We start from the raw sequence: 22,398 nt of genomic DNA, 5'->3' as shown, positions 1-22,398 counted from the left end.
TCTCCCTCGCCATGGCTCAACCTCCCCTGATTACCCTCACCGATGTGCGCCTTTCCTTTGGCAATACGCCCCTGTTCGAGGGCGTGACGCTCGCGCTTTCCAAGGGAGAGCGGGCGGCGCTGGTCGGGCGCAATGGCGCAGGCAAGTCCACGCTGATGAAGATCGTCTCGCAAGCCGCTGAGCCCGATTCCGGCGAGGTGTGGCGCCAGCCAGGGGTGACCTTCGCAAATGTCGCGCAGGAGCCCGATCTCACCGGCTATGCCACTGTTCTGGACTATGCGAGCGACGGGCTGGAGGCCGCCTATATGGCGCAGGCCGAGCTGATGGAATTCGGCATTGATCCGGCGGCTGACCCCAAAACGCTTTCCGGCGGGCAGATGCGGCGCGCCGCGCTGGCCAAGGCGTTTGCGCAGGAACCGACGATCCTGCTGCTCGACGAGCCGACCAACCATCTTGATGTGCCGATGATCGAATATCTGGAAGGCCGGCTGAAAGCCTTTAACGGCGTTGTGCTGGTGGTGAGCCACGACCGGCGCTTTCTGGAGAATATCTCCACCAACACGCTGTGGCTGCGCCAGGGCAAGGTGCTGAAAAGCCCCGAAGGCTATGTGAAGTTCGATCAGTGGGCAGAACAGATCGAGGAGGAGGACGAGCGCCAGCTGAAGCGGATGACGACCCACCTCAAGGATGAGCAGCACTGGCTGGCCCGCGGCGTCACCGCGCGGCGCAAGCGCAATCAGGGCCGCCTAGCCCGGCTGCGGCAGCTGAAGGTGGAGCATGCGCAGGTGCGTAGCGCGCTGAACGACCGCAAGGCTTTGGCGACGATTACGGCGGATGCGGGCGACTCCCTCAGCAAGAAGGTGATCGAGGCCAAGGGCCTTTCGAAAACCTATCAGACCCCGGAAGGAACTGATCTCGTCATCGCAAAGGATCTCGACCTGCGCATCCTGCGGGGCGACCGGATCGGCATCATTGGGCCCAACGGGGCGGGCAAGACGACCCTCGTGCGCCTTCTGCTGGGCGAAATACCGCCCGATGCCGGTACGCTTTACCATTCCAAAACGCTGCAGGTGACCTATCAGGACCAGACGCGCGACACGCTGAATGCCAGGGACACGATCTGGGAAGCGCTGGCGCCGGAGGGCGGGGATTCGATCATGGTGCAGGGGCACCAGCGCCATGTGGCCGCCTATGCAAAGGACTTCCTGTTCAAGCCCGAACAGCTGCGCCAGCCTGTCGGCGCGCTTTCGGGCGGGGAACGCAACCGGCTGGCGCTGGCCATCGGCCTGGCGCGCACGTCAAACCTTCTCGTGATGGACGAACCGACCAACGACCTTGATATGCAGACCCTCGACCTTCTGGAAGACATGCTCCTGAATTATGAGGGCACGCTGATCCTCGTCAGCCACGACCGGGCCTTTCTGGATGCGACGGTGACAAGCTGTCTCTCGCCCATCGGCGGGGGCGAATGGATCCAGACTGCGGGCGGCTGGAGCGACGCGCAGGAACAACTCAAAGACGTGCGCCGCAAGGGGGCTCCGAAGGCGGAGCCTCAGAAATCGCCAGCAGCCGCGCCGGCACCGGCACCGGCCAAGCCCAAACCGCAGACCAAGCTCTCCTACAAGGACGAGCACCGCCAGAAAGAAATCAACGCGCTTATTCCCAAACTCCAGGCGGAGATTGGGAAGCTTGAGGCCGACCTTGCCGACCCGCAGCTCTATGCCCGCGATCCCAATGGCTTCAACAAGAAGTCTGCCCGCATCGGCGCAGCGCGCGATGAGCTGGAAGGGATCGAGATGGAATGGCTGGAGATCGAAGAAAAGCGGGAAAGCCTTGGCAGCTAACCCCCGATTTTAAGGCAAACGCTTCGTTAATACGGGGCGGGTAGCCTTGTCGGCGGATAATTGCCGGAGCCCGAACCCATGCGCCTTGCCACGCTGATCGCCGCCGCCTGCCTTGGCCTTGCCGCCAGCGCCCATGCCGATGGCAAGGATGGCAAGACGCTCTCGGTCCCGCCGATTGCGCCGCTGGAAGCCACCGGAGCGATGCAGGAGGCCGCCTACACCGCGCCGCCGAGCCATGAGCCCAACACCTATCGCTTTGGCGCGACCTATTCTGTCACCGACACCGGAACGGCGCTCATCTGCGAAACGGCCTGTGATGGTGACGCCAGTTGCAAGGCATGGTCATTCGTGGACACCTATGGCGCCTCGCCTGCCCGCTGCGAACTGAAGGCAGGCCAGGGGCGGAAGGAAGAAAACCCGCTCGCCACTTCCGGCGTGGCTACAAAGCTGAAAACGGCAACCCTGGGCGATATGCCGGTGCCTGCCCCGGCACCCGCAGCCGATCCCGGCCAGCTTCGCGGCGGCGTTACGCCAGAGCCCTTTCCTTCGTTGCCGTAAAGCGGATGCCAGGGTTTTTCTCCTGGGCATAGCCAACATCCCACGCATTCTTTGCAAGGTATACGGGCGCGCCATCCAGGTCCGTGCCAGTGGCTGACTTGTTCCGCTCAAGGAACTCTTCGAGTTTCTTCGGATCGTCCGATGCCATCCAGCGGGCAACGTTATAAGGCGCCTGCTCGAACATGACTTCGAGATTATATTCGGCCGTCATCCGCTCGATCATTACTTCGAACTGAAGCTGGCCCACGGCGCCGACGATCATGTCAGACCCGATGGCGGGCAGGAACAGCTGGGTAACGCCCTCCTCGGCGAGGCTTTCGAGCGCCTTGCGCAGATGCTTGGCCTTCATCGGATCTTTCACCCGGGCGCGGCGCAGAAGCTCGGGCGCGAAGTTCGGGATGCCGCCGAACTGGATGTCGCCATTTTCTGACAGGGAGTCGCCCACGCGCAGCTGGCCATGGTTGGGTACGCCGATCACATCGCCGGCATAGGCAGTCTCGGCGATTTCCCGGTCCTGCGCCATGAACATCAGCGGATTGTGGATGTTGAGCTGTTTGCCGCCCGTGGTTTTGAGGCGCATGCCGCGCCGGAACTCGCCCGAGCAGAGCCGCAGGAAGGCCACGCGGTCGCGGTGGTTGGGATCCATGTTTGCCTGGATCTTGAAGACAAATCCACTGACGGAAGGATCATCGCGCGAGATCATCACCTCGGCGCCCTTCTTCACCGCCTTCTGGGCGCGCGGCGCCGGGGCATAAGAATGCAGCGTGCGCAGCAGTTCCGCCACACCGAAATAGCGCAGCGCAGAGCCGAACACCACAGGCGTCATGTTCCCCGCGCGGAAGGCTTCCGGATCAAACTCCGGCAGCAGGCTGCGGGCCATCTCGATGCCTTCCACCATTTCGGCGAACACGTAGGGGTCGAGATTGGCTTTAAGGCTCTCAGGCTCGCCGGAGATTTCCGTGGCCGGACCAATACGGGCAGGCTCGCCGGGGCGGCGCTCGAACTGCAGGAACTGGTTGCGGGCAAGGTCCAGCATGCCGGCAAAGCGCTGGCCGCTGGCAGCGGGCCAGTAGAGGGGCGCAGTGTCGAGCTGCAGCTTGTCCTGCACTTCATCGAGCAGCGCGATGGGCTCAAGCGCTTCGCGGTCCATCTTGTTGATGAAGGTGACGATGGGGATGTCCCGCATACGGCAGACTTCAAACAGCTTCAGCGTCTGCGGCTCGATACCCTTGGCGGCGTCGAGCACCATGACGGCGCAGTCAGCGGCGGTCAGCGTACGGTAAGTGTCTTCGGAGAAGTCCTCGTGGCCCGGCGTGTCGAGCAGGTTGAACATGAAGCCGTCAAACTCGAACGTCATCACCGAGGCCGAAACCGAGATGCCCCGGTCGCGCTCGATCTTCATCCAGTCAGACTTTGTGCGCCGCGCCTCACCGCGCGCAGCCACCTCACCGGCCGCCCGGATGGCGCCGCCCGCCAGCAGCAGGTTCTCGGTCAGCGTCGTCTTGCCCGCGTCAGGGTGGGAGATAATGGCAAAGGTGCGCCGCCGGGCGGCTTCGGTAATGTGCGACATGGGCATGGACCGGTCTTCAATGATCTGGCCGTGGCCCTAACCGATTTAGGCCGTGGATAGAAGGGGCTGCCTGCCTTGGCGAGCCAGAAGCTGCTCAGGCCGCCCGCGTCCAGAACGCGCCCGTATCCGCGCCGCGGCCTTCGGCGAGGCGGGTGCGCACGGCGTCGAGGATGGCTTCCGGCAGGATCGTCAGGCGGGCTTCGGCCACGCGGCCATCATGCACCGGAAACAGCGCGGCATTGGCGCCGGTCTTGGCGATGATCAGCGCGGCGAGGTCGTCGACCATCGCCCGGTCGGGTACCTCTCCCCGGTCATGCACAGCCTGCAGGCGCCTGCGCACCAGCTCCATCGCCTCCCGCGGCCGCATCCCATGCACATCGCCGCCGAACACGGCCTTGCGGACGAGCAGCCGCATCTCCGGCGCCTCGATGTCGGTCACGATGTCATTCAGAAGGAACAGCATTGCCGCCCAGGCCCCCGATTATCCCAGCAGGCCACAACCTGCTGGGATAGGGTAAACAGGCGGTTTATGCCGCTGGCCTCAGCGGTTGAGTTTCAGCCCGAGGGCTTCCATCAGGGCGCCGGTGCGGGCATTTGCGCCGCAAGCGCCTTCATGCGCGTCAATCGCGGTCACGAGTTCTGCCTCGGCGGCGTCCCATTCCGGCTGGCGGTCGGTCCAGTCGAGCTCGGCTTTACGGATTTCGGCGCGGAAGAAATCAATCTCCGCCTGACGCTCGGGCGTATTGCCCTTGGTATCGATTTCCTTGCGGACGAGGCCACGCTCCTTTTCGGCTTCCTCAAACCGGGTCTGCACGGCCATCCGCTCATTATTGGCCGCCTTCACGGCAAGGCCCGCCTTGTTCACATCGGCCACATAGGACTCGCAGGCAAAAGCGGCGGGGGTCAGCGTCAGCGCAGCCATCGCGCAGGCAATGATCAATTTCATGGAATCTCCTCCTGTCAGTGAAGGGAGGATGCCTCGCACATTGCGTTCTGGCCAGATTACAGTCGCATCAGTCTTGCGGCAGAAAAGGGGCGCGGCGCCTGCGCCTCACTCGGCCGGGCAAGCGGCCTGGGCTGCCTTCAGCTCCGCATGCAGCGCGGCCGCCTCGTTTCTGAAGGCCAGGGCGACCAGATACTCAGCTTCACCTTGCGCCATTTCCTCAAGGAACTGATCTTCGTCTATGGCGCCGTCGTCAAATTCGTACTCGACCCACAAAAGATAATCGATCAGCAGGTTCAGATCGGCATCCTTCTGACGTTCATTGGCGCTGGCGGCGCGGATCGCCTCGTCCAGTTCAGGGCCGCAGGCTGGGACGCCGCCTTCAAGCGCGGCAGGTGTAACGCCCTCTTCGACCGGCTGCGCGCTGCTTTCTGTCAAAGCGCTCACGGCAAAAGAGACGGCGAAGAAAACGGCGAAGACACTTACGGCTTTCATGGCTCGGCCGCTCCGCATTCGATGTATTTCTTCCTTAGGGCCGCGAGCCGGTCTTCGGCTGCGGCATGTTCCGCCTTGGCGGCGCGATGCTTGTCTTCTGCTTCCATAAGGAGACGCGACTCCTCCTGGGCATCAATGATGCCTTCTTCATAGTCCATCGAGATCCAGCCGATCATTTCGTAAGCCTCTCTGGCCACCCACGAAAGCCGGGCTTCGTTGGTCCGCGCCTCGGCTGTGGCCCGGTCAAGCTCGGGTCCGCAGGCCGGTATGTCAGCCATGGCGAGCGGCGCAGCGCAGAGGACAGCGGTGGCGATCAATGAGAAGCGAAGCATCTTCTGAGTTCCAAGGTGTGGACCGGAAAGGCTATCCAGCCAGCTAAAGGCTTTCCGTCAGGAATGTCTTCCACCTGTTCAGGGGGCTGCTTCAGGGCCCATCTGATCCGGGGGGATCCCCTTCAACGTCTTCTGTCAGGAAATGCCGGCCTTGCCGGTCTTCGATCTCGATAACCCAGAGATCGCTGTCGCGCGCTTTCGCGCGGCGGACGTATTCGTCCACGGCGGCTTCATCCGGGCCGATCCCCTGGACCGCCAGGTTCAGGAAGATACGCTCGCCCTCGAGGTTCATGGAAGGAATATAGGCTGCGGCCGTGCCATCGAGACGGGCAACCTTCACCAGCACATCGCCGCGATCTTCATCGCCGTGCTGGGTGACGAACGCGCTGGCCCCGGCAAGATTTGCCCGGCGGATCAGCGCGTCGGTCCATAGTCTGGCTGGCAGGCGTTCCATCATCGGTCCGAATGTCCCGTGTCACGCCTGCCCGTCAAGCATCAGGCGCCGCCAAAGGCACACTGCATGCCGGTGCTCATCATCGCGCCCATGATCTTGGACTGTTCGTCAGCCGGGAGGTTGTCGAGAACTTCACCGCCCTTTTCTTCCCCCTGCGCCATCGCCTTGGCGACCGTGTTGAACGTCTTGGCGTCGAGACTTTTTTCCAGGCCATCGGCGATGCAGGAACACATTGCCTTGTCCTCACCCGCATCGGTGCAGGCTTTCACCATGGTTGCCTTGGACCCGCCCGTGCCACCACATGCTGCCAGCGCAAGCGCCAGCGCGCCTGCCACAATTGCCATTCTCATTTTGAGATATCCCCTTGGCTGATAGTAATAGGCAAGCGTGACACGCTTCGCGGGGCTATGCCACCGCTTTTTCGGCGCGCCTGGAGGCGGGCTCAAAGACCGAACGCAAAAGTCAGCCGGTCCCTCAGGATCGTCCGGTTCTGGCTTGTCAGGCCCTTGTTGCGTGCCGCCGCGGCCATTCTGGCCAGGCCTCCGCGCGCTTCCGGAGAGCGTATGATGTGGAGGCAAGCCTGCGCCAGATCGTCTTCTCCCAGCACGCAGATGAAGTGTTCGCCTTCGGTCAGCCCCAGGCCTTCGGCCCCGACCGGCGTGGTGATGACCGGAACGCTGTGCTCGAGCGCGTCAATGATCTTTGTCTTGATGCCCGTGCCCTGAAGGATGGGCGCCACCAGCACGGCGTTGCCAGCCAGGAAAGCGGAAAGGTCAGGCACGAAGCCGGCCACCTCGACCTTCTTGTAGACCGCATGGGCCAGCGGCTTGCCGGCTGCCTGGAAACAGTAATCCGTATCCGAACTGCCTGTATTCTTGCTCACTTGAACCGCTGCGCGGTCCAGCAGCTCCAGCGCTTCGGCGTTGGGCGCGTAGCCGGCATTGCCAATGAAGACGAAGCGGACACTTCGGCTGAAATCCTGTTGGGGAACCGGCAATTCGTTGATCAGAGGCGGGAAGGCAACAACATCAGCCCTGCCGGGGCAATCGGTTCGCATCTCATCGGCTTCCAGGGCCGACACCATCAGGATCGCATCAAACACGTCCGCAGCACGCCGCTCGGAGCGGTCCATCAGGCTCTTTTCCACACGCAGTAACAGCTTCTTGAGCCTTGGGACCAGGAAACGGATGGCACCTGGAAGCCGCGCCTCGAATGTGCCGCCCAGATCGCCTGCCGTCTCATTGGTCAGCATCCGCTGGTACCGCTTCGACAGGCGGTCATCCATGTCGAGGACAAGGCGAATGCCCGGATAGTGGCGATGAATGGCCAAAGCGAGGTGGGAGAGGCGCGCCATGTCGAACACGATCACATCCGGGCGAATGCGCTCCACCGCTTCCATGACGGCCGCAGTCGCAGGCCCATTCAGAAACAGGTGGCTCTGCAGCGGCAACAAGGGACGCCTGAGCATACTCCCGGCAATCCCCATCATCCCGGACATCTCCAGTATCCCGGAAGAGGTGATAAAGTCTGGCGCAGGCTTCTTCGGCGGGTCGCCGAAAGAAAGCAGATGCACCTCACCAAGTGTCGCTGCAAATTCGAGCGTCTGCACAATCATGCGCTGACGCCCCATTTCGACCGGCCACGGCCAGCGTGTCGCTATATAAAGTACCTTCACAATGTCCCACCACATTCCCGGAGCGCGTCCTACCACAACTCCGTAAAGTCCCATCGTCTGAAGCGTGCCTCAGAACCGCGTTAACCCAGAAATACACACAAACACGGCGAAAAGGTGGTCATTCCGCCGCTTCATCGAGCGGTCTGAGATCGGCGTCACTGGCGCGAGGCAGGATCACCTCTGCCTTGGTTCCCCGGCCCGGTTTCGAACTCAGGCGCAGCTCACCGCCATGCAGCTCTGCAAACCGGCGCACGACCGACAGGCCAAGCCCGGTCCCGGCCTTGGCGCCCGTCGCCTGCGCAAAGGGCTGGGTGAGGCGGGCAAGATCGGCGGCGGGAATGCCCGCGCCCCTGTCCTGAACGCTGAGGATCGCAGCTCCCCCCTCAATCCGGGTTTCCAGGGTAACGGTCTTGCCATTGCCGGAATACTTGATCGCGTTGGAGACCAGGTTCTGCCAGATCTGGCGCACGGCGCGGGCGTCAGCCTCTGCCCAGGCCTCGCCTTGGGATTTCAGCTTCAGCGTTACCCCGGCGCGGTCAGCGTGACCTTTCAATTGGCGCATGACGGACTCTGCGGAGGCCGACAGATCCACAGGCTCGGGATCAAGGCGGGGTTGGCCAGCCTCGGCGCGGGCCAGGTCGAGTATGTCATCGACCAGTAGCAGCAGGTCCGTACCGCTCTCATGGATGATTGCCGGATAATCCGCATACACCTCGGGCATCGGCCCCATGAGTTCTGCCTGCATGATCTCGGCATAGCCCAGAATGGCGTGCAGGGGTGTACGCAGGTCATGGCCCAGAGAGGCGAAGAAGGCCGTGCGCCTTTTCAGTTCTTCCTCGAAGTCCGCGCGCGCATCCTCCTGAGGGTCGGGCAGCCCCGCCGGCGGCGCGAAGAGGAGTATCGCTGCGCCGCCAGAACTGGTCTCGGCGGCAATCAGAACACGCTGCCCGGAAATCAGCGTGGCTTCCCCGGTCACGCATGCGCCCGGCTGAGTAATATCGCCGGGCAGCCCGCCTGGTTCGAAAAGTGAGGTCAACGCCGCGCCCGGCCTCAAGGCCCGCAGCCCAAACGTGTCCCCGGCCGCGCCGCGCAGGCGGCCTTCCGGCGTCACATCCAGCAGCGCGGCGCCATGTCCGGGCAGAGGCGGCACCATCGGGCGGGCGGGGGCCGCAGCATGGTTGGAGGTTTCCGGTAGCGCAGCGGCGTCTGGTTGGAGTTTCTGTTGGAGTTTTTCTGCCAGTCCGGAATGCACCAGCATCCACACCATCAGCGCGGAAACAACGAGCCCGGAAAAGGCAAATGGAACCGCTACGGCCCCGGCCCATCCGGCAGGCTGAGGCACCCAGCCAAGGGCCCCGCCCACCAGCACCAGGAACAGGGCGAAGGTTGCAAAAACCCCCGCTTCGGCGGCCATGCGGCGGGCGCCGGCCAGAAGCCCGGCCAGAGGCGCCGCCAGTAGCAGTATGGTTAAGGGAGAAGCGCCCCCACCGGTCAGAATCAGTCCGGCAAGAGCCACCACCGTCCAGGCAATCACGACCAGTCCGCGCCAAAGCGAATCACCTGCCGGAACGAGGCTTCCCGCGATTCCGGGCACGCTCGCGGTAACCATGATCGCAAGCACCGGCCACAGGGGCGCACCTGCGATCAGGCCCGCAAGCCCGCTGCCGCCGCACAATGCGAGCCAGGCAACGTGAACAAACTGTAATCGCTTCTGCGACATACGGGGGTCCAAGCGTTAACACCCCAGAGAGATTTATTAGGCATTTTCTGCCAGAACGATCACCTGCTGTATTTGTAATGTGGCAAACAGACAAGGCGAGGTTCCCCCGTCAGGGAAGTTAAGGCATCACTATCGCGTGTCGCGTGAGGGAGAGAGAAACATGGCTGCATTGCGGGTTTTCGCAGCGGTTCTGGCAGTAGCTGGGCTTGCCGGCGTATCGATAGCTCAAGGCAAGGACCCGGTCTCGGAAAAGGCCGCCGTCTATATGACCTACCAGTCCGACGCAGATAAAGTCGGTGGTAAACCTTTCAAATCTTCGGGCGACATTGATGCCGCCCTTGAAACGCTCGGCTCCTACAATGCCGATCAGCTGACGCGGGGCTGGATTTCCTACTCCGCCCTGGTCGCCTCGCAGGATCCCGATTTCCGCGCCAACGTACGCGATATCGAGGCCTTTTATGGCCGTGACCGTGTGGTCAACAGCTTCGCCACCGGTGGGGGCTATGCCCGCTCGCTCAAAGGCGGTGACGATGCGGTCGGTTCTGCGATCGCTGTGACAGATGAAGATCTCGCACGGCTTTATTCCAACGCTGCCATCGTCAAGGAGCAAGGTTATTCCCTTCAAGGCTATGGCTGGGCCAAGTCGCGCATCCGCGATGGCAGCCGCCGCGCGGAAAACGTCAAAGTGCTGCAAGGCAAAGGCCAGGCGGCCGACAATCTTATCCTCGCCGCCCTCGTCGCGCCCAGCGCCACGCCGCTTTCAGACACCAATGCAGCCGGCGTGACGACAGCCGTTGCGACCGCATCTGATGTGGCAACGGCCGTACGCCTGCCCACCTTCCTCACCGGTAGTTTCACCGGCGGCAAGAAGAAGGTGAAGTATGGCAAGGAGCCGGTGGCAAACCAGATCGCTTCGGTGGCTGCGCTGCGCATTCTGGGCGCCGACGCGGTTGAAGAAGCCAAGCTCAGCCGTGTGATGCTGGAGCCCAGCGTCCAGAGCTGCATGAAGATGCAGAACCTTCAGCTGCAAGGCTGCGTCGCCGGCGTGGGTCAGGAGTTTGAGGTTCCCCACTGCATCAGCCAGCACGCGCTTGCCGAAATCGCTGACTGCCTCGGCGCCGTTTACAAATAGGCGCAAGCTGCAGATTTTCATTGAACCCCGGCGCAGCGCCTGCGCCGGGGTTTATTTTTTGCCCCGCTTGCCCCAGATGACGCCGATGAGCATTCAAGACGCCGCTGCCGACATCCGAGAAGAATTCTCCTGGCTGGAGGATTGGGAGGCTCGTTACGCCCACATCATTGATCTGGGTAAGCAGAACCCGCCGCTGAACGCCGAGGAGCGCACCGAGGAGAACAAGGTGCGCGGCTGCGCCTCGCAGGTCTGGATGGTCACCCGGATCGAGAATGGCCAGATCAAGGTGCGGGCCGAATCCGATGCAATGATCGTTTCCGGACTGATCGCCCTGCTCATCCGGCTGTATTCCGGATCGGACCTGAAGGAAGCGGCGGCCTTCGATGCGGAAAGCTTCCTCGACGAGATCGGCGTCAAAGGCGCTCTGACAGCGCAGCGGTCGAATGGGCTCGCTTCGATGCTGGCGCGCATCCGGCGCGATGCCGGGGCCGCGCTGGCAGGCTAGCGCCTTCAGCGCCCCCTGACGGCAAGGTCATAAGCCGCAATCAGCGCAGAGAGGGCTGTCTTGGGCCTCCGCCTCCGCGGCAAGCAAGCGCCCGGAAAATGCTGGGGATCAGGCGGCAAAACGCGATCTGGGATGTTGGATAAGCCGGTCATCCTTGGGGATGGTCCGGAGCAAGCGGCGGCTTGGCAGGAGCTCGTCATGGCACAGAACCTGGCTGAGCGCGCCATCATCACCCACCAGCGGTAAGCGGAGCCAGGCATGGATACGCCCGCCGGTCTCGATGATGCCGCCCACCGGCTCGCCCCGCTCCAGCGCGGCTGATAGTCCGAGAGCATAACACTCGCCATGAGCTCCGGCGATTTCAGTCAGGCGCATGCCCCGCACCTCGACACCGAAAATCTCGCGCAGCCTCGATCCGGCGATCCGGAACCGGCATTCCCCGGCCCCATCCACTTCGACGATTGAAATACAGGCCAGCGCGCTGCGCAGGGCGCCGGGATCGATATTGTCCCGCGCAACCCGGCCATGGCCATCACGGCGCGATTGCCAGTGCTGGATCAGCACTTCCTGAGCATCGGTGATGCCTGCAAAAACATTCTGTTGACGCATGACTGCCGCCCCCGCGGTGATTCGATAAGAATCACCTATCGCGCGAGTAGACTCCGGGATCAAGAGTCAACGAAGGAATTTGTTAACATAGATTAGCGAAATATTTCATTTCGATTTCGCAACGACCCGCGTTTTCTTGCGCTATGCTTAGCGTTCTTGCCGGCCGAGACCCATTTTCTTGGCCAGTTTTGAACGTTGCGCGGAATAACCTGGCGCCACCATGGGATAGTCTGCCGGCAATCCCCACTTCTCGCGATACTCATCCGGCGACATGTCGTATTTGGACCGCAGGTGGCGCTTCAGAGATTTGAATTTCAGCCCGTCTTCCAGGCAGATCAGATAGTCGTGCTGGATGGATTTTTTCACCGAAACCGCCGGTTTGAGCCGCTCCGGTTCACTTACCGGGTCGCCGAGCTCCACAAGAGAGCGGTGAACATTGCGAATCAAATCCGGAAGTTCAGTCGTTTGCACCGCATTATTCCGGACATACGCAGCCACGATTTCTGTAGCATATACAACGAAATCGTTCGACCTGACCGATACGTTCTCTTCTTCCGGCATACCCAGCACCCCATCGATTACTTGGGAAGCGTATGTCACCTCTGACAAACGTCAAATACAGAAATTCCGACACTGGCTGCCGGACTGCTTCCATTGAGGCTTTATTGCACCAGTGAGAGTAGGTTCGAATGGAAAAAATCGGCCAGCCAAGATGAACCGGCTGGCCGTTTTGTTATCCCGCTATGCCGACAGGAAAGACATCAGCAGTACGGCCGCCAGGATAACGGCGGTCCAGATGGATGCCCCGCCGGACAAGCCGCCCCGCGCGATCTCGCCTCGCGGACTGAAGGCAGATTCCAACCGCTTGTAGGCCCGCTCCGACAACCGCGTGAACAGAGTGGACGTTGCCGGCCCCATCTTGCCCCAGACGGTGCCCGACCATTGGACAAAGCCATAGCCGGCCTTGCGGTAAAACCAGTCGGTATCGAGGATCGTGCCGGGCTTCTCGGCCGGATAGAGCGCGAAACGCTTGAGCAGGATGAAGGCGAAGGTGGCCAGCACCAGAAGCTGCATCTGGGTCAGGATATGTTCCAGCGTGAAGGGCTGGTAGCTCGAGGCCTCAATCGGATAAGGCAGGAGGCTGTAGAGCCACTGATAGCCAAAGCCCGGAATGATCGCCGGCAGGCCGACAGCGATACACAGGAACGCCGCCATCCCCATGGCCAGAAGCATGTTGAACGGCGCTTCCTTCACCCGCTTGCCACTGTCATGGCCGAAGAAGGCAAAATACGGGATCTTGATGCCTGAATGCTCAAGCACACCGGCAGAGGCAAAGAGCAGCATCAGCCAGACAACCACCATGGGGGGATCCGACACGCCTTCATAGGCCACCGCGCTCATCGTCAGCGATTTGGCCACAAAGCCGGAGAATAGCGGGAAGGCCGAGATCGACAGACCGCCGATGATACAGAACAGCGTCGTCCAGGGCATGGAGCGGTAAAGCCCGCCCAGTTCCGACGCCTTGGTCGTCCCCGTCCGGTAAAGCACCGCGCCCATGCTCATGAACAGCAGGGCCTTGTAGATGATGTGGGCAAAGGCATGCGCGCTGGCGCCATTGAGGGCGAGCGCATTGCCAACCCCGGCTGTGCCCACGCCGATGGCGCAGATCATGAAGCCGACCTGGTTGTTCAGCGAATAGGCCAGAACCCGGCGCAGATCGTTTTCGATCACCGCGAAGAAGACCGGGAAGACGGTCATGATCGCGCCGATCCAGATCAGCGCATCGAAACCTGGGAACAGGCGCGCGAAACCATACACCGCAAGCTTCGTGGTGAAGGCAGACAGAACCACCGCTCCGACCACGGAGGCCTTGGGATAGGAATCCTGCAGCCAGTTATGCATGAAGGGGAAGGCCGCCTTGATGCCGAGCGCGATGAAAATGTAGATCGCACCGGGATCGCTGAAGCTCTGAAAGGCTTCAAGTGACAGCGTGCCATTGTACCGCCAGACATAGGACAGGCCATCCAGCAGGATCACGCCCGACAGGATCTGGATCACCAGATAGCGCATCGAGGCAAAGTAGGCCGCACGCGTGCCTGCCTGCAGGATCAGGAAGACCGAAGTGATCGCGGTGATTTCCCAGAAGACGAACAGCGTCATCAGGTCGCCGGCGAAACTCGCCGAAACGGCCGCGCCGGCATAGGCCAGCGCCATACCGTCCTGGCGGGGATTGTTCGTGTGCAGCGCATAGATGGCGTTCAGCAGCGACGCGATGAGGAAGGCGAGGCCGAAAATGAAGTTCAGGCTGTCGACGCGGTAGAAGCTGAAGGTAATGTCGAGTGCTTCGGCGGTCAGCAGGTCCACTTCATGCGGCGCCATTACGAGCAGCGCGATCGCGGCGATGGGCGTGCCAACGGTGAGCACCTGGCGGACCTGGCGGTATGGGATGAACAGGGCGGCGATGCCCACAAGGATCATCAGCCAGCCGGGATTGAGGGCAGCAAGCCAAGCCGGCATCATTCTTCTCCCTCAAACGCTTTGGGTTCGCCCGCATTCAGGCGGTCAGCAATAGCTGGATCGATATCGGCGGGCGGGCCGCTGAGATCGCCATAATAGTTTTCGTCGCGGCGCAGCAGCTTGCCCAGCGGCCAGCCCATCAGCACAACGAAGGAGAAGGCCGCAAAGCCCCAGAGGGCGTAGAAGCCCACTGCATTGGCGATCCCGATCTTCTCATGACGGGGCACAATCAGGTCCAGCAGAACCAGAATGATCGACAGGGCCGCCATGCCCCAGAAGATGATCCCGCCAATACCCTTCTTCTCGGTCCAGCCAAAGAGAACGCGGGACATGGGATGGATACCGTCGTCCGGGGTCCGGCTCATGGCATTGACCTTTTCGGCCGCCGTTTTCACGAAGCGGCCAGACGTATCCCGTACGGGAGGGGTCGTGTCGTTGCTCATGGCAGCGCGGCCTCCTGAACTGTGGTTATGGCCGCATCGAGCGCGGGGCCAGGAAGTCACCCATCGGATCGACCAGCAGGAAGAGGATGAGGCAGAGGAAGGCCGTGAACAGCGGTGCCGCCACCGTCAATGCGGGTGCCCCGCCCGGCCGTTTAAACTCCTTCACCGGAGCTTCCGGCGGCGGCGGCATCAGCGCCAGGATCGGAATCGGCAGCAGATAGGCAATGTTGAGCACCGAGGATGCGATCAGGATGAACGGCACCCAGTCTGCCCCGCGGTCGACCGCGCCCTGCATCAGCTCATATTTCGGCCAGTCCCCGGCAAAGGGCGGCACCCCGATGATCGACAGAGAGGCCATGAAGAAGGCGATGAAGATCAGCGGCATCTTCCGGCCGAGGCCGCGCATGTCGGAGATGTTGGTGAGGCCCGTGGCCACATAGATGGCGCCGGCGCACATGAAGAGCGTGATCTTGGCGGCGGCGTGGGCAGCGATCTGCAGCGAACCGCCCATGAAACCGGCCTTGTCTGCCAGCATGGCGCCGAGGGTGACATAGGCCAGCTGCGCCACGGTCGAATAGGCAAGACGCGCCTTGAGATTGTCCTTGGTCAGCGCAATCAGCGACGCCACCACAATGGTGATACACGCCACATCCATCAGGAATTCGCGGGAAGGTGTCGCATTCAGCAAGTCTGCGCCGAAGATGTACATCGACACCTTCAGCACCGTGAACACCCCTGCCTTCACGACGGCCACCGCGTGCAGCAGCGCAGAGACCGGCGTTGGCGCGACCATCGCGTTGGGCAGCCAGAAATGGAACGGCATGAGCGCGGCCTTGCCGATGCCGAACACGAACAGCAGCAGCAGGGCGCTGGCCACGGCCGGCGAGATCTGGACATTCGCCAGAAGACCGCCATCGACAAAATCCAGACGCTGACCGGCCACGAACCAGGTCCACATGATCGCGGTCAGGAAGAAACCGATGGAAGTGCCAAGCAGGGTCAGCAGGTAGATGCGTGCGCCGCGCTGGGCTGCGGCATCTCCCTTGTGCGCGACGAGGGGATAGGTCGACAGCGTCAGCACTTCATAGAAGATGAAAAGCGTGAACAGATTGCCCGCAGAGGCAACGCCCATGGCGCCGCAGATGGCAATGGCAAAGCAGATGTAGAAACGCGTCTGGTTCCGCTCGCGGTTCCCGCGCATGTAGCCGATGGAATAGAACGAATTCACGATCCAGAGACCGCTGGCCACGACTGCAAACAAGGCGCCAAGCGGTTCCAGCTTGAACGCAATCGCCAGCCCTGGCGCCGCCTGGCCGACAAACAGTTCCGGGCGCACCCCGGACGACACCAGCGCCGCCAGCTGGATCACCACGGCAAACAGCGCAATCGATCCGACAATCGTGACGCCTTCCCGGATGTTCGGGAACTTGCCCATGGCGGCAATGCCCGCCGCGATCAGCAGTGGCAGGATAAGGACCGCCGCAATGAGGGTTTCCGGGTTCATCGGAACGCCTCCACACCAAGGGCAGCCACCGCCCCGTCACGGGCAAGACCCAGCGGGAAGTCGGCGGCGATGCCGAAATAAAGATTGGCGAGCGCCAGTATCCAGAGCGGCACAAGGATCAGCAGCGGCGCCTCCTTATGGGTTTTGCGCGGGTTGAGCGGCGGCTGGAAGAAGGCCGCCTGAAGAATACGGCCGACATAGAAGACAGCCAGGAAGCTCGAGAAAACGACGAGCAGCACCGCCCACCACCAGCCCTCGGCAAACAGCGCGTAGCCGAGCTGCAGCTTCGACATGAAGCCTGCCGTCAGCGGCACACCAATCAGCGAGAGACCGGCAATGGCAAAGGCCGTCATCGTCCACGGCGCCGTGCGGCCAAGGCCGGCAAAGTCGCGGATCGTCGTACCCTGATGGGTCATCACGATCCCGGCGATCGCCATGAACAGCGCGCCCTTCATCAGGGCGTGATTGAAGAGGTGAAGCAGGCCCGCAGCGACACCGGGGGCCGTCGCCAGCGACACGCCCAGCAGCATGTACCCGACCTGCGCGACGGAGGAATAGGCCAGCACACGGCGCACATCGGTCTGGAACACAGCCTGGAAACTGCAGATCACCATCGCAGCTATTCCGAGCGGCGCGAGCACCCAGGAGAAACTTGCCAGTTCGAAGCTGTATTCCGGGCGGAAGACGGTGAACAGGAACCGCACCAGAGCGTAGAGCGCCACCTTGGTCGCCGTTGCCGACAGGAAGACGGTAACGAAGCTCGGGCTGTAGGAATAGGCGTTAGGCAGCCATTGGTGGAGCGGCCACATTGCCGCCTTCAGGCCGAGGCCGACAATGATGAAGGCGAAGCCGACCTGGACCGAACGATTGTCAGTCAGCGCGGGCAGACGATCTGCGATATCGGCCATGTTCAGCGTGCCGGTGGCCGCATAGAGGAAGCCGATGCCAACAATGTAGAAGCTGGCGCCCAGCGTTCCCATGATCAGATAGTTGAAGGCCGCCGGCAGCGCGCGCCGGTCACGCCGCGCCCCCATGGCAACCATCACATAGGTCGCCAGCGAACTGATCTCGAGGAAGACGAAGAGGTTGAACGCGTCCCCGGTGGATGCCACGCCCAGGAGGCCGGACATGCAGAGCAGGAAGGCCGCATAGAACATGCCGAGCTTGTTGCGATTGCTGAGCTCGGACGTGATCGTCGGCCAGGAAAATACCGAAGCCAGGAAACCGATACCGGTCACCAGCAGCAGGATCATCGCATTCAGCGCATCGGTCCGGAACTCAATGCCGATGGGCGGTGGCCAGCGGCCGATCTCATAAGAGAGTATTCCCGTCGGCGAGGACTGCACCAATGCCAATGTGACGATGGCCAGGTAGAAGGAAACGCCCGCCGTCAGCACGGAAATAAGCCAGGCTGCGCGCCCGTTGGGCAAGATCGCCACGAGCGGCGCGATCAGCATCGGCACCGCAACGAGCAGCACCGGCGCGTGCGCAAGCGCCCAGGCGGGCGCGGAGGTCAGCACGGATTCCAGCGTCATGCCGAAGCCTCTTTGATGTCTTTGTCTGCTTCGAGTTCCTGGGCGAGCGCGGTTTGCATGTCGATCTCGCGAACCTCATCAGCTTCGATGGTGCCGTAAGCTTCACGGATACGGACGATCAGCGCGAGGCCAAGCGACAGCGTGGCGACACCGACGACGATAGCCGTCAGCATCAGAACGTGCGGCAACGGATTGGAATAGGCGTGATGCAGGTCTGCAAACCGCTCGCCTGTCGCCGCCAGTAAAGAGTCAGGACCATTCACGCCATCATGTACGGGGTCGGAATGATAAGGGGTATCTTCCGGCAGAAGGATCGGCGCCGTTCCGCCGCTGACCTTGGCAAGCGACACATAAAAAAGGCAGATCGTCGTCTGGAAGATCGACAGGCCGACAAGGCGCTTGATGAGATTTTCTGCAGAAAAGGCGATATAAAGGCCGATCATCATAAGACAGATGATTGCCCAGTAGCCTGCGCGTTCGAGAACAAATTCGACCATGGCTTACCAGTCCTCGTCACGGATTTCAGCCACGCGGCCGGCCAGCGCGTAGAAGATGGTAATCATCGCGCCGGTGACCGCAAACAGCACACCCAGTTCCACGATGATGATGCCTGCATGCTGACCGTCATGACCGCCCGGAGGCTCGCCGAACAGCGCCTGGTATTCCAGGAACAGCCCCCCCTGCATCATCGACCAGAAACCGACGCCGACATAGATCAGCACACCAACGGCAGCCAGCGTCCGGGCGAATACCGGCGGCACAGCGCGCATCGTAGTAACGAGGCCGAATGTCAGCGAATGAAGGATGATGGCAACGGCCAGCACCACGCCAGCCTGGAAGGCCCCGCCCGGCCCCACTTCACCATGGAACTGGACGTAAAATCCGTAGATCACGATCAGCGGAATGAAGCACTTGCCTATGACGCGCAAAATCACGTGATGATCACTCTTCATGATGCATCGCCCTCTTTGCCCTTGCGCTTCTTGTTCCGCAGCGTTTCGGCAAGAGACCGCTCGCCAAAGCCCAGCAGCATGGCAACGGCCAGACCGGCAACAAAGACCACGACCGTTTCGCCCATCGTATCAAAGCCACGATAGCTAGCCAGAACCGAGGTCACGACGTTCGGAACGCCCGTATCGAACCAGTTCACATGCACATAGGTCATGCCCGGTCCGGTATTGGCGGGGGAATTGGGATCGCCGAGGCCCGGCAGGTCGACGGTTGCGTAGATCAGCATGGCAGCAGTGGCGCCGCAGACCAGGAACGGGCCGAGTTTCGACAGCGGCTTCTCCGGCTTGGCGGTCCGTGCCGTCAGCAGCATCGCCCCCAGAAGCACCGCTGTGGACATGCCCGCCCCAACCGCTGCTTCGGTATAGCCCACATCGACAGCATCCACCGCGATATACCAGGCCGCGGAGACGAGCGAATAGACGCCCGACAGCATGACGATCGCAAACAGGCTGCGCAGTCTTGCAATGGCAAGCGCCACAATGAACAGGATAGCCAGAAGCGTGATGTTGATCAGCAGCGGGCCGGCATCTGCCGTAAACAGCTCCCTCATGCTTCGTCCTCCGGATTAGCAGCACCCACCGGGCCAATCCGCGGCTGCAGGCCGGCCACATGCGCGGCATTCACCAGCGCATGTGAAGCTGTCGGGCTGGTGAGGAACAGGAATATGAAAATGCAGAGCAACTTGACCAGGACAAGCCAGTTGGGCGCCATCAGCGCCATGCCGATCAACAGCAGCGCGGCGCCGGATGTATCGGTCACGCTGGCCGCGTGAAGGCGGGTGTAGAAGTCGGGAAAGCGCAGCACACCGATGGCGCTGACAATGCAGAGAAACCCGCCGGCAAGGCATGCCAGCCCGCCCAGCGGATGACGCAGGAACTCCCAGAAATTTCCAATGTTCGCAAGGAATTCGCCCATGTCATTCACCGCCTTTGGCAGGATCAACCCGCCGGGCAAGAGGCACCTGGAAAGAACGGTAGCGGAAGAATTTCAGGATCGCGATCGTGGTGACGAAGTTGATCAGCGTGTAGATCATTGCGATGTCCAGAAAGTCGGGCCGGCCCATCACATAGCCGAGCAGCCCGATGACCAGCACGGTTTTGGTGCCGAAGGCGTTGACCGCCAGAATGCGGTCATAGAGCGTCGGCCCCATCAGCGCGCGCACGAGCAGAAGCACCATTCCGATCAGAATGGCGATCAGAGCAGCAGCGGTCATACGCGGCCCTCCTTCGGGTCGCAGGCGGCGGCACAACGTTTGTCCATTTCGATGAAGCCCTCCGGCTCCGTGCCGGACTCGTAGAGCCCATGCACGAGGAGCTTGTCCCCTTCGATCTCCACAGTCACCGTGCCCGGCGTCATGGTGATCGAGTTGGCGAATGTCACTCGGGCGAGGTCGGTCTTGCAGGTGGTTTTGATCTTCGCGAGCGTGGGAGTGATGTCGAGATCAGCGCGCAGGCACGCCCGGATCACAACCCAGTTCGACTTCACGACTTCAACCGCCAGCCAAGGATAATATTTCATCAGCTGAGGCAGCCGCACATACGGCGCGCCTTCGCGATCGATGATGTCCAGCCGGTAAGCCAGTATCATCGTCAGCAGCACCGAGGCGCCGCCAAATCCGAGCATCAGCGGCTTGTAGTGGCCCGAATTACCGAGCCAGAAAGCCACCAAGGCCGCCAGTAGTCCCAAGAAATACGCCACAGCGCCCCTCAGCTCCGACCGATCCCAATTTGGTGAACGACCCACCTAAAGGGCGCGGGCCCGCTTGAAAAGCCCGTTCGCCCCGAAAAAGACACTAACGCCCGAAGACGAGGCGGGCGGTGCGTTGTGCGGTCGAGAACGCAGCCTCTTCATTGGCGGGCTCTCCCAAGGATTGGGCGTGGCGTAGCGCCGCAGGCGAGTAAGCCGAGGACAAAGCCCAGTTCCAATACCGCAGTGTTGTCTGCGCCTTGAGCACCGAAAGGACCTCATATGTTTCCGCAACCAGTTGGAATTGCGGATGAGGCATGCCGGGGTCTAGCTCCAGCGGACGGCGTAATGCCGTCCACAGCATCGCGAGATATTCGCGCTTCAGACCGGTTGCCTTGCAGAGTACAGCCAGGGCTTCCCCGCCCGGATCGGACAATATCTTGGCGGCCGTCACCGGCTTGATGCCTGAGAGATACCCGATCTCCTGGGCAATCTTGGCTTCCATGCCCTCGCTGGCCGCAGCATGAACCGCGTCTTCAAGACTCTCATACGGGCTGCGCTCAATCGCAGCGCGGTTGCGCTGGCGCCTTTCGATCAGCTGCAGCGCCTTGCGCGTGACGGGATCCTGCCAGCCTTCTGCCGCTGCCATTTCAAACACGTCCGAGCAGAGGGAGATCATCTCCTGACGCTCGGCCGCATGGCGTGTCAGTATCTTCCGCCGCGTGGCGGCATCTGCCCACCAGAACATTGCCATCGCATGAGAGGGCTTCAGTTCAATCCGGTCAGCCAGCAGCGGGCAATAACCGGGCTCGTCCCGGGAAGCGGCGATCAGCCTGTCCATGGTCGTCTCGGCGAAGGCCGCTGTCCGGTTTGCCAGCAGCTCGCGCACGACATGAGGCTCACCCACATCTGAAATGGCAGCGGTGACGGCCACAGAGAGGTTGCGCCGGCGGGCCACCGCCAGCCTGTGTTCGGGGGTAGTCTGCCGGACGATCTCCGCAAGGTCGCAATCGTCGAACGCCTCGCTTTCTTCCAGCAGAGGCCGCGCGACTGCAAAGTTCGACTGGGCAAGATACCGCAGGAGCCGCCGGGGCGCCTCACGGCTGCCCGCCAGGCGCGCGGAACACATCACACGCTCGCGCTCGCCGGCATGAAACAGCATATCGAGCAGAATATCGCCGGCCATCTGCCGGTCCTGCGGCGGAATGCGGGACGCCGGCATTGAGACAACATCCAGTATCCGGCGGAGAAGCGCTTCCTGAGCAGCCCCTACCGGCAGATGTGTCCTGGATTCTGTGGCGTCAGCCATGCGCAAACCTCGGGCAGCGCCCGGCAGATTTGCATCAATTGATTAATGAGAAATGGAGCCAGGTTTACGCTTGCCGCCAGTATTGAGCAGGCGTCAGCACCCGGCTGGTGCGCGACCGCCCCGGGTGCACGACCAGCAGCAACAGGCTGAGCGCCAGCAGGATCACCGCCACCAGGAAATGGGTTCCGCCGTCAAGCGCCCCATCCGGCATGGCAATCTCCCGGCCCAGCCAGGGAGAAAGATGCAGCGCAACGCCGGTGCCGAAAATCAGCACGGCAATCACGGCCCCCAGCCGGCGGCTGAAGGGCAAAAGGATCAGGATCGCCGCCACAAGCTCCAGCAGCCCGGCAACAAACCGGCCAGCCGGCTCGAACAGCGTGATCCCTGATTTCTCGGCCAGCGCGGCGAACACGGCGTGCTGCCCCGGCGGATCGAAGAATTTCACGTCTCCTGCAACCGGTGCCGGCCAGGGATGCAGCGTCAAATGGAGGAACATCGCCGCCAGAGCCAAGGCGATGCCCCAGCTGACCGCGTACCGGAACGTCCGCATTGGAAG

General features: G+C 62.0%; 27 protein-coding genes. 4 read left to right on the top strand and 23 right to left on the bottom strand.

Annotated features, from left to right (window positions below):
* Positions 1-11 precede the first annotated feature (11 nt).
* Together HPO_RS01085 and HPO_RS01080 are read left to right on the top strand one after the other, a co-directional pair.
* On the top strand, positions 12-1,844 hold the full coding sequence (locus HPO_RS01085; protein WP_035593392.1) for an ABC-F family ATP-binding cassette domain-containing protein: 1,833 nt from the start codon (positions 12-14) through the stop codon (positions 1,842-1,844).
* Between the two features lie 78 nt (positions 1,845-1,922).
* The gene (locus HPO_RS01080) at positions 1,923-2,402 is read left to right on the top strand and encodes a PAN domain-containing protein (RefSeq protein WP_035593390.1); all 480 of its coding nucleotides are present in this window, start codon (positions 1,923-1,925) and stop codon (positions 2,400-2,402) included.
* Here the strand turns inward: HPO_RS01080 and HPO_RS01075 are convergent.
* From HPO_RS01075 to HPO_RS19460, 9 genes are all read right to left on the bottom strand, one after another.
* On the bottom strand, positions 2,371-3,978 hold the full coding sequence (locus HPO_RS01075) for a peptide chain release factor 3 (protein WP_035593388.1): 1,608 nt from the start codon (positions 3,976-3,978) through the stop codon (positions 2,371-2,373). The genes HPO_RS01080 and HPO_RS01075 overlap by 32 nt on opposite strands.
* Positions 3,979-4,066: 88 nt before the next feature.
* The gene (locus HPO_RS01070; protein ID WP_035593385.1) at positions 4,067-4,435 is read right to left on the bottom strand and encodes a hypothetical protein; all 369 of its coding nucleotides are present in this window, start codon (positions 4,433-4,435) and stop codon (positions 4,067-4,069) included.
* A gap of 78 nt (positions 4,436-4,513) precedes the next feature.
* On the bottom strand, positions 4,514-4,918 hold the full coding sequence (locus HPO_RS01065; protein ID WP_035593383.1) for a hypothetical protein: 405 nt from the start codon (positions 4,916-4,918) through the stop codon (positions 4,514-4,516).
* 105 nt (positions 4,919-5,023) lie between these two features.
* Positions 5,024-5,410, bottom strand: a complete 387-nt coding sequence (locus tag HPO_RS01060) for a hypothetical protein (RefSeq protein WP_035593380.1) — start codon at positions 5,408-5,410, stop codon at positions 5,024-5,026.
* A complete protein-coding gene (locus tag HPO_RS01055; protein ID WP_035593378.1) occupies positions 5,407-5,742 on the bottom strand; it encodes a hypothetical protein in 336 nt (111 codons plus the stop codon). Before HPO_RS01055 ends, HPO_RS01060 begins: the two co-directional genes overlap by 4 nt.
* Positions 5,743-5,833: 91 nt before the next feature.
* Positions 5,834-6,199, bottom strand: a complete 366-nt coding sequence (locus HPO_RS01050; RefSeq protein ID WP_241767845.1) for a DUF1491 family protein — start codon at positions 6,197-6,199, stop codon at positions 5,834-5,836.
* Between the two features lie 38 nt (positions 6,200-6,237).
* Positions 6,238-6,540, bottom strand: coding sequence for a hypothetical protein (locus tag HPO_RS01045; protein WP_051612135.1), 303 nt, complete (start codon positions 6,538-6,540; stop codon positions 6,238-6,240).
* A gap of 98 nt (positions 6,541-6,638) precedes the next feature.
* The gene (locus HPO_RS01040; protein WP_051612134.1) at positions 6,639-7,886 is read right to left on the bottom strand and encodes a glycosyltransferase; all 1,248 of its coding nucleotides are present in this window, start codon (positions 7,884-7,886) and stop codon (positions 6,639-6,641) included.
* Between the two features lie 103 nt (positions 7,887-7,989).
* A complete protein-coding gene (locus tag HPO_RS19460) occupies positions 7,990-9,591 on the bottom strand; it encodes a sensor histidine kinase (RefSeq protein WP_084324082.1) in 1,602 nt (533 codons plus the stop codon).
* Between the two features lie 160 nt (positions 9,592-9,751).
* On the opposite strand from HPO_RS19460, the gene HPO_RS01030 reads away from it, so the two are divergent.
* Both HPO_RS01030 and HPO_RS01025 read left to right on the top strand, forming a co-directional pair.
* Positions 9,752-10,723 (top strand): hypothetical protein, encoded by a 972-nt coding sequence (locus tag HPO_RS01030; RefSeq protein WP_035593374.1) that lies wholly within the window; start codon positions 9,752-9,754, stop codon positions 10,721-10,723.
* Positions 10,724-10,808: 85 nt separating this feature from the next.
* The gene (locus HPO_RS01025; protein ID WP_114106980.1) at positions 10,809-11,228 is read left to right on the top strand and encodes a SufE family protein; all 420 of its coding nucleotides are present in this window, start codon (positions 10,809-10,811) and stop codon (positions 11,226-11,228) included.
* A gap of 108 nt (positions 11,229-11,336) precedes the next feature.
* Here the strand turns inward: HPO_RS01025 and HPO_RS19455 are convergent, their stop codons facing one another.
* The 14 genes from HPO_RS19455 to HPO_RS00955 form a co-directional block, all read right to left on the bottom strand.
* Entirely contained in the window at positions 11,337-11,837 is a 501-nt protein-coding gene (locus HPO_RS19455; RefSeq protein WP_051612132.1) for a PAS domain-containing protein, read from the bottom strand.
* Between the two features lie 147 nt (positions 11,838-11,984).
* Positions 11,985-12,398: a Ros/MucR family transcriptional regulator gene (locus HPO_RS01015; protein ID WP_035593659.1), complete on the bottom strand. Its 414-nt coding sequence runs from the start codon at positions 12,396-12,398 to the stop codon at positions 11,985-11,987.
* A gap of 180 nt (positions 12,399-12,578) precedes the next feature.
* The gene (locus tag HPO_RS01010) at positions 12,579-14,354 is read right to left on the bottom strand and encodes a Na(+)/H(+) antiporter subunit D (RefSeq protein ID WP_035593373.1); all 1,776 of its coding nucleotides are present in this window, start codon (positions 14,352-14,354) and stop codon (positions 12,579-12,581) included.
* Positions 14,354-14,797, bottom strand: coding sequence for a hypothetical protein (locus tag HPO_RS19450; RefSeq protein ID WP_051612131.1), 444 nt, complete (start codon positions 14,795-14,797; stop codon positions 14,354-14,356). The genes HPO_RS01010 and HPO_RS19450 overlap by 1 nt, the downstream gene beginning before the upstream one ends.
* Positions 14,798-14,822: 25 nt before the next feature.
* Complete coding sequence (locus tag HPO_RS01000; protein ID WP_035593370.1) at positions 14,823-16,301, bottom strand: monovalent cation/H+ antiporter subunit D family protein; 1,479 nt, start codon at positions 16,299-16,301, stop codon at positions 14,823-14,825.
* Positions 16,298-17,836, bottom strand: coding sequence for a monovalent cation/H+ antiporter subunit D family protein (locus HPO_RS00995; protein WP_035593368.1), 1,539 nt, complete (start codon positions 17,834-17,836; stop codon positions 16,298-16,300). Before HPO_RS00995 ends, HPO_RS01000 begins: the two co-directional genes overlap by 4 nt.
* Complete coding sequence (locus tag HPO_RS00990) at positions 17,833-18,333, bottom strand: cation:proton antiporter subunit C (protein WP_035593366.1); 501 nt, start codon at positions 18,331-18,333, stop codon at positions 17,833-17,835. Before HPO_RS00990 ends, HPO_RS00995 begins: the two co-directional genes overlap by 4 nt.
* A gap of 3 nt (positions 18,334-18,336) precedes the next feature.
* Positions 18,337-18,789 (bottom strand): Na(+)/H(+) antiporter subunit B, encoded by a 453-nt coding sequence (locus HPO_RS00985; protein ID WP_035593363.1) that lies wholly within the window; start codon positions 18,787-18,789, stop codon positions 18,337-18,339.
* Positions 18,786-19,397, bottom strand: coding sequence for a DUF4040 domain-containing protein (locus HPO_RS00980; protein ID WP_035593361.1), 612 nt, complete (start codon positions 19,395-19,397; stop codon positions 18,786-18,788). Before HPO_RS00980 ends, HPO_RS00985 begins: the two co-directional genes overlap by 4 nt.
* Positions 19,394-19,762 carry a monovalent cation/H(+) antiporter subunit G gene (gene mnhG, locus HPO_RS00975; protein WP_035593359.1) on the bottom strand — a complete coding sequence of 123 codons (369 nt, stop codon included), beginning with the start codon at positions 19,760-19,762 and terminating at the stop codon, positions 19,394-19,396. Before mnhG ends, HPO_RS00980 begins: the two co-directional genes overlap by 4 nt.
* A 1-nt stretch (position 19,763) precedes the next feature.
* Positions 19,764-20,060, bottom strand: a complete 297-nt coding sequence (locus HPO_RS00970; protein WP_035593356.1) for an MrpF/PhaF family protein — start codon at positions 20,058-20,060, stop codon at positions 19,764-19,766.
* Positions 20,057-20,512 carry a Na+/H+ antiporter subunit E gene (locus HPO_RS00965; protein WP_233349251.1) on the bottom strand — a complete coding sequence of 152 codons (456 nt, stop codon included), beginning with the start codon at positions 20,510-20,512 and terminating at the stop codon, positions 20,057-20,059. The genes HPO_RS00970 and HPO_RS00965 overlap by 4 nt, the downstream gene beginning before the upstream one ends.
* Positions 20,513-20,639: 127 nt before the next feature.
* On the bottom strand, positions 20,640-21,842 hold the full coding sequence (locus HPO_RS00960; RefSeq protein WP_035593352.1) for a DUF2336 domain-containing protein: 1,203 nt from the start codon (positions 21,840-21,842) through the stop codon (positions 20,640-20,642).
* Positions 21,843-21,906: 64 nt separating this feature from the next.
* Entirely contained in the window at positions 21,907-22,392 is a 486-nt protein-coding gene (locus HPO_RS00955) for a hypothetical protein (protein WP_241767844.1), read from the bottom strand.
* Between the last annotated feature and the right edge of the window lie 6 nt (positions 22,393-22,398).

Origin of the sequence: Hyphomonas polymorpha PS728, from assembly GCF_000685315.1 — a bacterium.
In the GTDB taxonomy this organism is placed as follows: domain Bacteria; phylum Pseudomonadota; class Alphaproteobacteria; order Caulobacterales; family Hyphomonadaceae; genus Hyphomonas; species Hyphomonas polymorpha.
This window is presented reverse-complemented; position numbering and strand designations above follow the sequence as displayed.

Coding starts and splice junctions, on each gene's coding strand:
- HPO_RS01085 (WP_035593392.1), top strand. CDS start 12: ATGGCTCAACCTCCCCTGATTACCCTCACCGATGTGCGCCTTTCCTTT.
- HPO_RS01080 (WP_035593390.1), top strand. CDS start 1,923: ATGCGCCTTGCCACGCTGATCGCCGCCGCCTGCCTTGGCCTTGCCGCC.
- HPO_RS01075 (WP_035593388.1), bottom strand. CDS start 3,978: ATGCCCATGTCGCACATTACCGAAGCCGCCCGGCGGCGCACCTTTGCC.
- HPO_RS01070 (WP_035593385.1), bottom strand. CDS start 4,435: ATGCTGTTCCTTCTGAATGACATCGTGACCGACATCGAGGCGCCGGAG.
- HPO_RS01065 (WP_035593383.1), bottom strand. CDS start 4,918: ATGAAATTGATCATTGCCTGCGCGATGGCTGCGCTGACGCTGACCCCC.
- HPO_RS01060 (WP_035593380.1), bottom strand. CDS start 5,410: ATGAAAGCCGTAAGTGTCTTCGCCGTTTTCTTCGCCGTCTCTTTTGCC.
- HPO_RS01055 (WP_035593378.1), bottom strand. CDS start 5,742: ATGCTTCGCTTCTCATTGATCGCCACCGCTGTCCTCTGCGCTGCGCCG.
- HPO_RS01050 (WP_241767845.1), bottom strand. CDS start 6,199: ATGATGGAACGCCTGCCAGCCAGACTATGGACCGACGCGCTGATCCGC.
- HPO_RS01045 (WP_051612135.1), bottom strand. CDS start 6,540: ATGGCAATTGTGGCAGGCGCGCTGGCGCTTGCGCTGGCAGCATGTGGT.
- HPO_RS01040 (WP_051612134.1), bottom strand. CDS start 7,886: ATGTGGTGGGACATTGTGAAGGTACTTTATATAGCGACACGCTGGCCG.
- HPO_RS19460 (WP_084324082.1), bottom strand. CDS start 9,591: ATGTCGCAGAAGCGATTACAGTTTGTTCACGTTGCCTGGCTCGCATTG.
- HPO_RS01030 (WP_035593374.1), top strand. CDS start 9,752: ATGGCTGCATTGCGGGTTTTCGCAGCGGTTCTGGCAGTAGCTGGGCTT.
- HPO_RS01025 (WP_114106980.1), top strand. CDS start 10,809: ATGAGCATTCAAGACGCCGCTGCCGACATCCGAGAAGAATTCTCCTGG.
- HPO_RS19455 (WP_051612132.1), bottom strand. CDS start 11,837: ATGCGTCAACAGAATGTTTTTGCAGGCATCACCGATGCTCAGGAAGTG.
- HPO_RS01015 (WP_035593659.1), bottom strand. CDS start 12,398: ATGCCGGAAGAAGAGAACGTATCGGTCAGGTCGAACGATTTCGTTGTA.
- HPO_RS01010 (WP_035593373.1), bottom strand. CDS start 14,354: ATGCCGGCTTGGCTTGCTGCCCTCAATCCCGGCTGGCTGATGATCCTT.
- HPO_RS19450 (WP_051612131.1), bottom strand. CDS start 14,797: ATGAGCAACGACACGACCCCTCCCGTACGGGATACGTCTGGCCGCTTC.
- HPO_RS01000 (WP_035593370.1), bottom strand. CDS start 16,301: ATGAACCCGGAAACCCTCATTGCGGCGGTCCTTATCCTGCCACTGCTG.
- HPO_RS00995 (WP_035593368.1), bottom strand. CDS start 17,836: ATGACGCTGGAATCCGTGCTGACCTCCGCGCCCGCCTGGGCGCTTGCG.
- HPO_RS00990 (WP_035593366.1), bottom strand. CDS start 18,333: ATGGTCGAATTTGTTCTCGAACGCGCAGGCTACTGGGCAATCATCTGT.
- HPO_RS00985 (WP_035593363.1), bottom strand. CDS start 18,789: ATGAAGAGTGATCATCACGTGATTTTGCGCGTCATAGGCAAGTGCTTC.
- HPO_RS00980 (WP_035593361.1), bottom strand. CDS start 19,397: ATGAGGGAGCTGTTTACGGCAGATGCCGGCCCGCTGCTGATCAACATC.
- mnhG (WP_035593359.1), bottom strand. CDS start 19,762: ATGGGCGAATTCCTTGCGAACATTGGAAATTTCTGGGAGTTCCTGCGT.
- HPO_RS00970 (WP_035593356.1), bottom strand. CDS start 20,060: ATGACCGCTGCTGCTCTGATCGCCATTCTGATCGGAATGGTGCTTCTG.
- HPO_RS00960 (WP_035593352.1), bottom strand. CDS start 21,842: ATGGCTGACGCCACAGAATCCAGGACACATCTGCCGGTAGGGGCTGCT.
- HPO_RS00955 (WP_241767844.1), bottom strand. CDS start 22,392: ATGCGGACGTTCCGGTACGCGGTCAGCTGGGGCATCGCCTTGGCTCTG.